Genomic DNA, 11,945 nt, shown 5'->3' with positions numbered 1-11,945 from the left:
TTTATATTCGATTATGGAATTTTTATTTGATGGTGATCGTGCGATCGCCTTCGCGGGCAAGCCCGCTCCCACAGGTTCTATGTCGATTATCAATTTCGTGATCGACACAAAACCTGTGGGAGCGGGCTTGCCCGCGAAAAATCTTCAGTCAACGCAGGCGCCCAAACCCCAACACCTCGGCTTCTTGCTGATAGTCGAGAACAATTTGATAGTCGCTCTCACTTGCTGGCAACACCTCCTGCAAACCAAGGACTTCAGCCACATCAGGCAACTCCCGCAACGCCTCGTTCATCACCTGCCGCAGCGCCTCAACCTGTTCATCGCTAACAGTCGCAGCCGTGATGTACGGCAAGGTCGGGCTGAACGCACTACGCACCACCACTCGCAACCCCGCCACTTCCTCTTCGGCGTGGCGCGCGAGGTAGGCGAAGGTCACGCTGTCGATGGCCGCCAAATCGGCCTGGTCTTCACGCAGCCAGCGCAGGCTCTCGCGGTGGCTGCCGCTGATACCGACACTGGCGAAGAACTGCCCGTCGCGGTGCAGCGGCGCCAGTCGCTGACGCAGCAAATTCTTACCGCTGTTGGAGTCTTCGCCGTTGATCACACCACGGCTGCCAAAAAACGCAGGCAAGGTCCGGCGTGGATCATCGGCGCGACTCAACAAAAGACTGCAATGGTTGCCGCCGGTGCTGTCCGGCAGTTCGTAGCGAGGCCGGCCGATGACCCGAACCTGACCGCGTAATGCGGTCATCAGCGGATAGCCGCAGGTTTGGGTCAGCAGCAAGTGCGGGGACAGCCACAGCTCCATCAGCGCCAGCCCTTCGGCGTTGCGGCGGGTGGCGCCCAGACGCTCGAGGATTTGCGCCAACCAGCGCTCATTGGCCTGATGGATCGGTTCGGGGGCGACGTACATCAGTAATTCAGCGATGTCTTGAATCATCAAAATCTTCCCATACAACAAAACTCCACTGTGGGAGCGGCGGTGCGGCGATCCGACTTGCTCGCGAAGGCGGAGTGTCATTCAACATTGATGTCGTCTGACACTCCGCCTTCGCGAGCAAGCCCGCTCCCACAGGGGAATGCATTCGCAATCAGTGGAATGGGTGTTTCGGGCTGTCGATCGCCTTTATCCCATTCTCGCGCCACAACTGGCCATAACCCTGCACCAGAAACCCGCCGCTGCGCGCCAGCCACTGCTCGCGGCGCGCGTGATAGGCGCGGGGCAAGTCGTACCAGGGCAACCCCGGCAAGTCGTGATGCACCAGATGAAAGTTGAGGTTCAGGAACAGCCAGCGCCACGGCCAGGCAGCTTCATTGAGTACCGTGCGTTGCTCGGGTTGCGCATGGGGTCGGTGTTCGTAGTAAGAGCGAATCATCGCAATCGACAGCGCCGGCACACTGATCAGCAACAGGTAATGCCACACCGGCAGCACGCTGTAACGGGCGATGAACAGCAACATCAGCAGGGTCAGCGCGCCGTGGGTCAGCCACATCAACCAGGCCTGCCGCTCACCCGCTTTCAGACGTTGCAGTTCTTCCCGCGCCAGCGCCAGCAACGCCAGCGGTGCACCGAGGATGAAGCGCCCGAGCACGGTTTTGTTCAGCCAGTGCAGGCTCTGTTCGAACAGTGAACGACCCTGCCACTGCTCGGCGCTCAGGTAGCGGCTTTCCGGATCGATACCAGGCAGGGTCAGGTCTTCGTCGCGGTGATGCAGCAAGTGGCTGTCGCGATACAAGGTGTAGGGATACCAGACGGCGAACGGTGCGTAGCCGAGGATTTTGTTCAGGCTGGTCCAGCGCGTGGGATGCCCGTGCAGCAATTCGTGCTGCACCGACAACCAGAGCACCACCAATGGAATCAACAACAGCGTGCTCCACCACAAACCCAGTCGGGCACTGCCCAGCACAAGGCTGAACCAGCCGGCATACACGCCGATCAGCAGCAACCAGGTCGGCCACTCGGTGCGAGCGGTCAGGCGTTGGCGCAGGGTTTCGATTTCTTCTCGGTGGGCGTTATCGAAGTAATGGGGCATGGCGTTGCTCAGATCGGGGACCAGTCCCCTTCTGTGCAATGAAGCCGGGAAATCTTGCAGATTATTTGGTTATTTCTTCTAAACGCGTGTGGCGAGGGAGCTTGCTCCCGCTGGACTGCGTAGCAGTCCCTTTGAAGGGCCGCTTCGCGCCCCAGCGGGAGCAAGCTCCCTCGCCACAGGTTCACTGTCAGGCTCGGTTGCTGGGGGGATCAATGCCCGAACACATCCACCTTCTTGGCCTTCTTGTCCGCGCGTTTTTCATCGGCGGTTTTCGCCGGTTTCTTCTTTGCCGCTTTTTTTGAATCCATGCCTTTGGCCATGATACGTACTCCACTCATACGGGATGTGAGATCAGGTATACACCTATCGCCGGGCGCGCGTTCTTTTATAATCGCGCACTTTGCGCACACACAGACCCCACCCATGTCCGACACCCAGTACACCTTGCTCGCCGAGCCGCTATGGCCCTTGATGAACAAGTTTTATCGTGCCCACCAATCGTCGATGAAAGCGGTGCGTGACGCTCAATTGTGGGTCGCCAGGCGCGACGAGATCATTGGCGCCCTGTGTTTGCGCCCGGTCTCGGGCGGACACTGGCTGACCGGTTTGTTCGTCGATCCGGCGTGCCGCGAACAAGGGATTGCGGCGGCGTTGATCGCCGAAGCGGTGAAAGGTCTGGAACAACCGGTGTGGCTGTTCTGTCATCCGGACTTGCGCGGTTTTTATGAACGACGCGGTTTTACCTTCGATCCGACCATGCCTTACGCCATGGTCGAACGGTTGAGCCGTTATGCGCGCAGTAAACCGATGATTGCGATGGGTCTGGAACCGGTCAGGCAGACATGAAGATCAAATGTGGGAGCGGGCTTGCTCGCTCCCACAGGGTTTTGTGGTGAGGTCAATCGTCGGCGTTGGGATCGAGATCCGGGAACATCACTTCGGTAAACCCGAATTTACTGAAGTCGGTAATCCGCGACGGGTACAACCGGCCGATCAGGTGATCGCATTCGTGCTGCACCACGCGGGCATGGAAGCCCTCGGCAATGCGCACGACCGGCTCGCCCTTGGGGTCGAAACCTTCATAACGAATCTGCCGGTAACGATCCACAGCGCCACGCAGGCCGGGCACCGACAGGCAGCCTTCAAAACCCTCTTCCATCACCGGGCTCAACGGCGTGATCAGCGGATTGATCAGAATGGTCTGCGGCACTGCTTCGGCATCCGGATAGCGCTCGCTGTGCTCGAAACCGAAGATCACCAGTTGCAGGTCCACCCCGATCTGCGGCGCCGCCAGGCCGACCCCGCCGACGCTTTCCATGGTCTGGAACATGTCGTCGATCAGTTGCCACAACTGCGGGCTGTCGAACATTTCGGCCGGGACCGGCGGCGCAACACGCAGCAGGCGCTCGTCGCCCATTTTCAGGATTTCACGGATCATTTGATGACTTCGTCAGTGGGTGGTTTGATCGAGTGATCCCGGCCCAGCCCGGAAACGTGGTGTTTCTCTTCATGGACAGGACCATGCTCGCCGGGGACCTTTTCGCCGGGGGCCTTGCCTTCGGTCGACATGTGTTCGATCACCGCATTCATTTCCGCGCCGAGCAACAGCACCGCTGCGGAAATATAGAAGTACAGCAACAACACGATGATCGCGCCGATACTGCCATACATGGCGTTGTAGTTGGCGAACTCCTTGACGTACAGACCGAAACCCACAGACGCGAGGATCCACACCACCACGGCCAGCACCGAACCCGGCGTGATAAAGCGGAACTCCTGTTTGACGTCGGGCATGACGTAATAAATCAGCGCCACGGCCACCATCAGCAGAATCACCACCACCGGCCAGCGGGCGATGGTCCACAGCGTGACGATGAAGTATTCGAGGCCGACTTGCGCAGCGATCCAGGTCATCACCTGCGGCCCGAGCACCATCAGTGCAGCAGCGATCAGCAACATGCCGGCGATGCCGACGGTGTAGATGATCGACAGCGGAAAACGCTTCCACGCCGGGCGGCCTTCGACCACGTCATAAGCAGCGTTCATCGCGCTCATCATCAGCCGCACACCGGCAGACGCCGTCCACAGGGCGATCACGATACCGACCGACAGCAAGCCACCCTTGGCTTGCTGGAGCTGGTCGATCACCGGGTTCACCTGCTCCAGCGCCTGGGGCGGCAGGACCAGTTCCGATTGCAGGCGCAGCCAGGAGAAGAAGTCCGGCAGGTGCAGGAAGCCGATCAGGGCGATCAGAAAAAGAATGAAGGGAAACAACGAAAACAGCATCTGGTAGGCCAGAGCCGAGGCATAGGTCGACATCTCGTCGTCGACGAACTCGGTGACCGTGCGCACCATCACACGGTGGATGGGTAAACCTTTCATGTCCGGGAAAATCATGAGCGTCTCCTTTCGCCGCAAATCGGTTGAAGTCGTGGCGACTCAAGGGCCGTTTTCTACATCAAAGTAGCTTAATTGGCGAATTTGTAACAATTTCCGTGTGCGAGTTCAGGCTGACACAAAAACGGCCATCCGTGGATGGCCGTTTCTGATATTCACCAAAGGCCAAATCAAGCTCTGTCGACGCCTTTTTTGATCGCGTCCTTGGCTTTACCCACTGCTTGCTGAGCTTCGCCTTTCCTTTCCTGCAGTTTGCCTTCGACTTGCAGTTTGGGGTTGTCAGTCGCTTTGCCAACGCCTTGCTTGACGTTGCCGACGGCTTCGTTAGCCATGCCTTTTACTTTATCGCCAGTGCTGCTCATGGTGTTTCTCCTGTGAACAAATCAATGAGAAAAGTCGTTACACAAGGATTGACCGGAGGCGTTTGCGCGGAGTTTCATTTATTTTCACCGCGACATTTCATCGTTCCGTGCAGGTTGGGCTTTATGTTTGCCGACCAACCCCCGAGAATGCGCAACGTATTCAGGCCATGGCGCTGAAGATCCAATCCCGTAGGAATGTTATGAAACTCGATAAAAAGCAGGCCATTGCCCGCAGAAACCAGGAACTCGGCGGTGCTGTGCTTGGCGTCAACAACTGCCACTTCACCGAATTGAACCGCAACCGCAACATCTGGTGGTTCGATATCCCGGTGGCGCGTCTGGCCATTGGTCAGTACGAATGGATTCACCTGCTGATGCACACACCGGACACCGACGAACTGCTGCACCTGAAGGTGCCGACGGTGTTCCTGCGCGAGAAGCTCGAAGGGCTGGTGGTGCGCAACCAGGGCAAGCGCAAGGCTGCGTTGAGCCTGGAACTGAGTGCAGACAAGGATTCGTACTTGCAGGACATGCGCCCGGCGGGCACCAACGTCAATTTCGCGCCGTTCCGCCAGTAACAGCAAAAGATCGCAGCCTGCGGCAGCTCCTACAGAGGAATACGATCCATGTAGGAGCTGCCGCAGGCTGCGATCTTTTGATCTTGCTTCAACAAAAAGCCCCGCATCTGCGGGGCTTTTTGTTTGTTACGCGTCTACTTTCTTCGCGTTGATCTTCTTCAGCTCTTCATCCCGCAACTCACGGCGCAAGATCTTGCCGACGTTGGTGGTCGGCAGTGCATCGCGGAACTCCACAGAGCGCGGAACCTTGTAGCCCGTGACGTTCGCACGCATGTGCTCCATCACCTGTTCCTTGGTCAGCGTCACACCTGGTTTGGCGACGATGAAAATCTTGATCGCCTCGCCCGACTTCTCGTCCGGCACGCCGATGGCCGCGCATTGCAATACGCCCGGCAGGGTCGCGAGCACGTCTTCGAGCTCATTCGGATACACGTTGAAACCGGACACCAGGATCATGTCTTTCTTGCGATCGACGATGCGCATGTAGCCGTCAGGCTGGATCAGCGCGATGTCACCGGTCTTCAACCAGCCTTCGCTGTCGAGCATTTCATCGGTGGCTTCCTGGCGCTGCCAGTAGCCCTTCATCACCTGCGGACCTTTCACACACAGCTCGCCGACCTCGCCCAACGGCTGCTCCACGCCGGCATCGTCGATGACTTTGCACAGGGTCGACGGAACCGGGATACCGATGGTGCCGATCTGGATGTGCTGGATCGGGTTCACCGTCGCCACCGGGCTGGTTTCGGTCATGCCGTAACCTTCGCAGATGGCGCAACCGGTGACCGCTTTCCAGCGCTCGGCCGCAGCCAGTTGCAGGGCCATGCCGCCGGACAGGGTGACTTTCAGCGCCGAGAAATCCAGTTTGCGGAAACCTTCGTTGTTGCACAGGGCAACGAACAGCGTGTTCAGGCCGACAAAACCGCTGAACTTCCACTTCGACAGCTCCTTGACCATCGCCGGCAAGTCGCGCGGGTTGCTGATCAGGATGTTGTGGTTGCCGATCAGCATCATCGCCATGCAATGAAAGGTGAACGCATAGATGTGGTACAGCGGCAGCGGCGTGATCAGGATCTCGCAGCCTTCGTTGAGGTTGGAGCCCATCAGCGCCTTGCACTGCAGCATGTTGGCGACGAGGTTGCGATGGGTCAGCATTGCGCCCTTCGCCACGCCGGTGGTGCCGCCGGTGTATTGCAGCACCGCCACGTCGCTGCCGGCCGGGTTGGCTTCAGCCACTGGCTGGCCATGGCCCTTGCGCAACACGTCGTTGAACTTGATGGCTTTGGGCAAGTGATACGCCGGGACCATCTTCTTCACGTATTTGATGACGCTGTTGATCAGCAGACGCTTGAGCGGCGGCAACAGGTCAGCCACTTCGGTGACGATGACATGCTTGACGCCGGTTTTCGGCACGACGGTCTCGGCCAGATGCGCCATGTTGGCCAGGCACACCAGGGCTTTGGCGCCGGAGTCGTTGAACTGGTGTTCCATTTCCCGCGCGGTGTAGAGCGGGTTGGTATTGACCACGATCAGCCCGGCGCGAATGGCACCGAACACAACGACCGGGTACTGCAAGACGTTGGGCAACTGCACGGCGATTCGATCGCCCGGCTGCAAGTCGGTATGCTGTTGCAGGTAAGCGGCAAAGGCACCGGACAATTCGTACAGTTCACCGTAGGTAATTGTCTTGCCCAGGTTACTGAATGCCGGTTTGTCGGCGAAGCGTTGGCAGGACTGTTTCAACACTGCCTGAATATTCGGATACTCGTCCGGATTGATGTCGGCAGCAATCCCGGCCGGGTATTTATCCTTCCAGAAGTCTTCGATCATGGAAGCCCACTCCTCAGCAACGCGAATTCAAATATCGCATTTGATGCGATTATTATTGGTGTTTTATTGTTGGTGAGTCTGGCTTTTACAGAAGGCCTAGATGTCACAAAACGCGCCGAGAGTAGCAGCTTTGACAAGGGCCTACTAGAGCCAAAAGTGTCCTACAAAGTCACATTTGTGACTCAAGAATTACAAGCGGTCATTTTAGAGCAAAAATTCTATAAAGCCCTGAAAGCCCCGTAAATTGGGCCATCAAAGTAAAAGATCGCAGCCTTCGGCAGCTCCTACGGAGGAATGCGATCCCCTGTAGGAGCTGCCGAAGGCTGCGATCTTTTGAGACCGCCCAGATCTACAATCTGATCAGGCAATATCCCGCAACTCCCGCCGCAGAATCTTGCCCACCGGCGTCATCGGCAACGACTCACGCAACACAATGTGCTTGGGCACTTTGTACGCCGTGAAGTTTTCCTTGCAGTAGGCCTTCAGCTCTTCAAGGCTGACCCCCGACTCACGCGCCACCACAAACAACTTCACCGCCTCGCCCGAACGTTCGTCCGGCACACCGATGACTGCGCAGTTGGCGACTTTCGGGTGAGCCATCACCACGTCTTCGATCTCGTTCGGGTACACGTTGAAACCCGAGACAATGATCATGTCTTTCTTGCGATCGACGATGCGCACAAAGCCGTCCGGGTCGATCACCGCGATGTCGCCGGACTTGAACCAGCCTTCGGCATCCAGCACTTCGGCGGTGGCTTCGGGTTTCTGCCAATAGCCCTTCATGATCTGTGGGCCCTTGATGCACAGTTCGCCGCGCTCACCCATCGGCTGCTCGACGCCTTCATCGTTGATGACTTTCAACGTGGTGCCCGGCACCGGCAGGCCGACCGTACCGATCCGTGACTTGTTGCCGTACGGGTTGGTGCACGCCACCGGCGAGGTTTCGGTCAGGCCGTAGCCTTCAGTGATGCGGCACCCGGTCAGTTGCTCCCAGCGCTCGGCGGTGGCCTTGACCAGCGCGGTGCCACCGGAGTTGGTGAGCTTGAGGCTGGAGAAATCCAGGGTCTTGAAATCCGGATGGTCCATCAACGCGACGAACAGGGTGTTAAGCCCCAGTAAACACGAGAACCGCCAGTTCTTCAGTTCCTTGATGAAACCGCCAATGTCCCGTGGATTGGTAATCAGCACGTTGTGGTTGCCGGTCACCATCATGCACATGCAGTTCGCGGTGAAGGCATATATGTGGTACAGCGGCAGCGGCGCGATCATCACTTCCTGGCCTTCGCGCAGCAGCGGCTGGCCATCGTTGCCGAACTGCCCCAGGCAAGCCCGCGCCTGCTGCATGTTGGCCACCAGGTTGCCGTGGGTCAGCATCGCGCCCTTGGCCAGGCCGGTGGTGCCGCCGGTGTATTGCAGCACGGCGATATCGTTGAGACTGGCGTTCAGCGGCTTGATGCCCAGGCCCCGGCCCAGACGCAACGCGCTCTTGAAGGAAATGGCCTGCGGCAAGGAATAGTCCGGAACCATTTTCTTGACCTTGCGCACCAGGGTGTTGACCAGCCAGCCCTTGGCGGCGGGCATCATGTCGCCCATCTTCGCTTCGATCAGGTACTGGAGGTCGGTGTCGGGCAGCACTTCCTGGACCTTCTGTCCGAAGATGTTCAGGTAGACCAGCGCCCGGGCACCGGAATCCTTGAACTGATGACGCATCTCCCGCGCGGTGTACAGCGGGTTGGTGTTGACCACGATCAGCCCGGCGCGCAACGCACCAAACACGGCAATCGGGTATTGCAGGACGTTGGGCATCTGCACCGCGATGCGATCCCCGGGTTCCAGGTCGGTGTGGGCTTGCAGGTAACCGGCGAATGCGGCGCTGTAGCGTTCCAGTTCGGCGTAGGTCAGGGTCACGCCCATGTTGCTGAAGGCCGGGCGGTCCGCAAATTTCTTGCAGGAACGCTCGAACACCTCGATCACCGACTTGTAGGCCCCTTGATCGATGTCCAGGGGCACGCCGGCCGGGCGTTTGTCATTCCAGAAATCAGGTTGCATTGTTCTTGTCCTCTTTACCTGAACCTATCCGGGGGCCGCTTTCTGCTGTCTTGAAAACAAAAAGTAAAAAGCGGAGCTTCACGGACACTAGCAGCTATGGCGAAACAGGCAAATATGCCAACGGGCGACATTGACCGTGTGAATCTTGGTGCCGTGGCTTGGCCTGATCAGACGGCACGCGAAGGATGCGCTATACAATGCACCGAGCCCATGCAAAGGAATCGCCATGATCCACGACACCTTCTGGCTGACCGCGAGTGACCGCAGCCGCCTCTTCGTCAACCAGTGGCTGCCCGCCGCGCCGTTGAAAGCGGTGATCCTGCTGGCCCACGGCATGGCCGAGCACAGCGGCCGCTACGCGCGCCTGGCCGAAAAATGCTGCGAACAGGGCTACGGCGTTTACGCACCTGACCTACGTGGACATGGCAAAACTGCCGAAAACGGGACACTCGGTCATTTCGCCGATGACGATGGTTGGTGCAAGGTGGTCGGCGACCTGGCCAGCCTCAATCAGCACATCGGCCAGCAACATCCCGGCGTGCCGATCGTGCTGCTCGGCCACAGCATGGGCAGTTACATCGCCCAGGCTTATCTGCTGCATCACAGCGCCAGCCTGCACGGCGCTGTGCTCAGCGGTTCGAACTTCCAGCCCGTGGCGCTTTATCGCGCGGCCCGGCAGATCGCCCGCCTCGAACGATTGCGCCAGGGACCGAAGGGGCGCAGCGCGCTGATCGAATGGCTGTCGTTCGGCTCGTTCAACAAGGCCTTTAAACCGGCACGCACACCATTCGACTGGCTCAGCCGCGACCCGGCCGAAGTCGACCTGTATGCCAATGACCCGCTCTGCGGCTTTCGCTGCACCAATCAGCTATGGATCGATTTGCTCGGTGGCTTGCAGCAAATCAGCAAAGCGTCCAATCTCGCTCAGCTTGATCCGGGCCTGCCGCTGCTGGTGATTGGCGGTGAATGTGATCCGGTGAGTGAAGGCAAGCGTCTGAAAGATCTGGCCGATGCGCTACGCGCCGCTGGCAGCCAGAGCCTGCAACTGACGATTTACCCGCAGGCACGGCATGAACTGTTCAACGAGAGCAATCGCGATGAAGTGACGGCCGACGTGCTGAGCTGGATCGCTCAAGCCCTGAGCCACCGCCGCCCACCCCGAGCCGAATAGTTTTTTTGTGGTTTTTTTATTTGTCACAGGAATTGAAACCGATGACCCAGGTTACCAACACCCCTTACGAAGCCCTTGAAGTCGGGCAGACCGCCAGCTACAGCAAGACGGTCGAAGAGCGCGACATTCAACTGTTCGCCGCGATGTCCGGTGACCACAACCCGGTGCACCTGGACGCCGAGTTCGCCGCTGGCACCATGTTCAAGGAGCGTATCGCTCACGGCATGTTCAGCGGCGCACTGATTAGCGCAGCCGTTGCCTGCGAGTTGCCTGGGCCGGGCACCATTTACATCGGTCAGCAGATGAGCTTTCAGAAGCCGGTGAAAATTGGCGATACGTTGACCGTGCGTCTGGAAGTACTCGAGAAGCTGCCAAAGTTTCGGGTGCGCATTGCCACGCGCGTGTTCAACCAGCGTGATGAGTTGGTCGTAGATGGCGAGGCGGAGATTCTGGCGCCGCGCAAGCAGCAGACCGTGACGTTGCCGACGCTGCCGACGATCAGCATCGGCTGAGCCACCGCTCCCCTGTGGCGAGGGAGCTTGCTCCCGCTCGGCTGCGAAGCAGTCGTAAACAACGTCACCGCGGTTGACCAGATTAATCACGGTGCCTGATTTTGGGGGTGCTTCGCACCCCAGCGGGAGCAAGCTCCCTCGCCACAGTGACCTCTACCGCTCCTGCACCTGCACACTCGCCGTCATCCCCGAACTCAAATTGATCCCCTCGGGCACCTTGTCCAGTTTGATCCGCACCGGAATCCGCTGCGCCAGCCTCACCCAGTTGAACGTCGGCTCCACCTCCGCCAGCAATTGCCCATCCGGCGTGGTGTTGCGATCGGTAATCCCGCGACTGACGCTTTCCACATGCCCTTGCAGCGCCTCACCCGCACTCATCAACCAGACCTTCACCGGGTCGCCGACACGAATCCGCGGCAGTTTGGTTTCTTCGAAATACGCCTGCACATAGAACGTCGAATCGTCGATCAGCGCCATCACCGCTTGCCCGGCATTTACGTAATTGCCTTGGGCCAGACGCAAGTTAGTGATGTGGCCGCTGCGTGGCGCACGAACCTGGCTTCGGGCGAGGTTGAGTTCGGCCACCTTGGCTTCGGCCTGGGCTTCGCGCAGTTCGCCACGGGCGATGCCGGCGTTGATTTGCGCGTTCTCACGCAGCTCGGCACTGATCGCCTGCGGGCCGAGGGCAGCGCGGCGACTGGCTTCGTGCTCGCGCAGATTGAGTTGTTGCTGACGGGTTTGCACCACCGCTTGCGCCTTCTCCAGCGCAGCTTCGAACCGGTCGCGGTCAATGCTCAGCAACAGGTCGCCGGCCTTCACCGGCTGGTTATCGAACGCCTTGAGTTCACGCACCCAGCCCGATACGTCCGGGGCGATCACCACCACATCGGCGCGAATCCGCGCATCCCGCGTCCACGGCGTGAGCATGTAGTACTGCCACAAATGGAAACCGGCAAAAATCGCCACCGCCACCAGGCACAGGGTGACCGCGACACGTACGGATGTACGCATGTTCA

General features: G+C 59.0%; 12 protein-coding genes. 4 read left to right on the top strand and 8 right to left on the bottom strand.

The window, feature by feature from the left end:
- Window positions 1-148 precede the first annotated feature (148 nt).
- Together ACYZTL_RS22425 and ACYZTL_RS22420 are read right to left on the bottom strand one after the other, a co-directional pair.
- Complete coding sequence (locus tag ACYZTL_RS22425) at window positions 149-940, bottom strand: phosphate/phosphite/phosphonate ABC transporter substrate-binding protein (RefSeq protein WP_461953571.1); 792 nt, start codon at window positions 938-940, stop codon at window positions 149-151.
- 151 nt (window positions 941-1,091) lie between these two features.
- Window positions 1,092-2,033: a fatty acid desaturase gene (locus ACYZTL_RS22420; protein ID WP_461953570.1), complete on the bottom strand. Its 942-nt coding sequence runs from the start codon at window positions 2,031-2,033 to the stop codon at window positions 1,092-1,094.
- Between the two features lie 423 nt (window positions 2,034-2,456).
- Between ACYZTL_RS22420 and ACYZTL_RS22415 the strand changes: the two genes are divergently transcribed.
- On the top strand, window positions 2,457-2,879 hold the full coding sequence (locus ACYZTL_RS22415; RefSeq protein WP_461953569.1) for a GNAT family N-acetyltransferase: 423 nt from the start codon (window positions 2,457-2,459) through the stop codon (window positions 2,877-2,879).
- Window positions 2,880-2,931: 52 nt separating this feature from the next.
- Here ACYZTL_RS22415 and def read toward each other — a convergent pair whose 3' ends face one another.
- From def to ACYZTL_RS22400, 3 genes are all read right to left on the bottom strand, one after another.
- Window positions 2,932-3,471, bottom strand: coding sequence for a peptide deformylase (gene def / locus ACYZTL_RS22410; protein WP_461953568.1), 540 nt, complete (start codon window positions 3,469-3,471; stop codon window positions 2,932-2,934).
- Entirely contained in the window at window positions 3,468-4,430 is a 963-nt protein-coding gene (locus ACYZTL_RS22405) for a YihY/virulence factor BrkB family protein (RefSeq protein WP_461953567.1), read from the bottom strand. Before ACYZTL_RS22405 ends, def begins: the two co-directional genes overlap by 4 nt.
- Before the next feature lie 170 nt (window positions 4,431-4,600).
- Entirely contained in the window at window positions 4,601-4,792 is a 192-nt protein-coding gene (locus ACYZTL_RS22400) for a CsbD family protein (RefSeq protein WP_461953566.1), read from the bottom strand.
- Between the two features lie 200 nt (window positions 4,793-4,992).
- Here ACYZTL_RS22400 and ACYZTL_RS22395 point away from each other — a divergent pair, with 200 nt between their 5' ends.
- On the top strand, window positions 4,993-5,370 hold the full coding sequence (locus ACYZTL_RS22395) for a hypothetical protein (protein WP_077047210.1): 378 nt from the start codon (window positions 4,993-4,995) through the stop codon (window positions 5,368-5,370).
- Between the two features lie 126 nt (window positions 5,371-5,496).
- Here ACYZTL_RS22395 and fadD1 read toward each other — a convergent pair whose 3' ends face one another.
- Together fadD1 and fadD2 are read right to left on the bottom strand one after the other, a co-directional pair.
- A complete protein-coding gene (fadD1, locus tag ACYZTL_RS22390) occupies window positions 5,497-7,197 on the bottom strand; it encodes a long-chain-fatty-acid--CoA ligase FadD1 (protein WP_461953565.1) in 1,701 nt (566 codons plus the stop codon).
- A 360-nt stretch (window positions 7,198-7,557) separates the two neighbouring features.
- A complete protein-coding gene (gene fadD2 / locus ACYZTL_RS22385) occupies window positions 7,558-9,246 on the bottom strand; it encodes a long-chain-fatty-acid--CoA ligase FadD2 (RefSeq protein ID WP_461953564.1) in 1,689 nt (562 codons plus the stop codon).
- A 226-nt stretch (window positions 9,247-9,472) separates the two neighbouring features.
- Here fadD2 and ACYZTL_RS22380 point away from each other — a divergent pair, with 226 nt between their 5' ends.
- Complete coding sequence (locus ACYZTL_RS22380; RefSeq protein WP_461953563.1) at window positions 9,473-10,417, top strand: lysophospholipase; 945 nt, start codon at window positions 9,473-9,475, stop codon at window positions 10,415-10,417.
- A 41-nt stretch (window positions 10,418-10,458) separates the two neighbouring features.
- Window positions 10,459-10,929, top strand: a complete 471-nt coding sequence (locus tag ACYZTL_RS22375; RefSeq protein WP_461953562.1) for a MaoC family dehydratase — start codon at window positions 10,459-10,461, stop codon at window positions 10,927-10,929.
- Between the two features lie 153 nt (window positions 10,930-11,082).
- Here the strand turns inward: ACYZTL_RS22375 and ACYZTL_RS22370 are convergent, their stop codons facing one another.
- Window positions 11,083-11,940, bottom strand: a complete 858-nt coding sequence (locus tag ACYZTL_RS22370; protein WP_461953561.1) for an efflux RND transporter periplasmic adaptor subunit — start codon at window positions 11,938-11,940, stop codon at window positions 11,083-11,085.
- Window positions 11,941-11,945 lie beyond the last annotated feature (5 nt).

The organism is Pseudomonas sp. LB3P81, from assembly GCF_054897965.1.
Note: the sequence above shows the minus strand (reverse complement) of the source record. Positions and strands in the feature narration are given on the sequence as shown.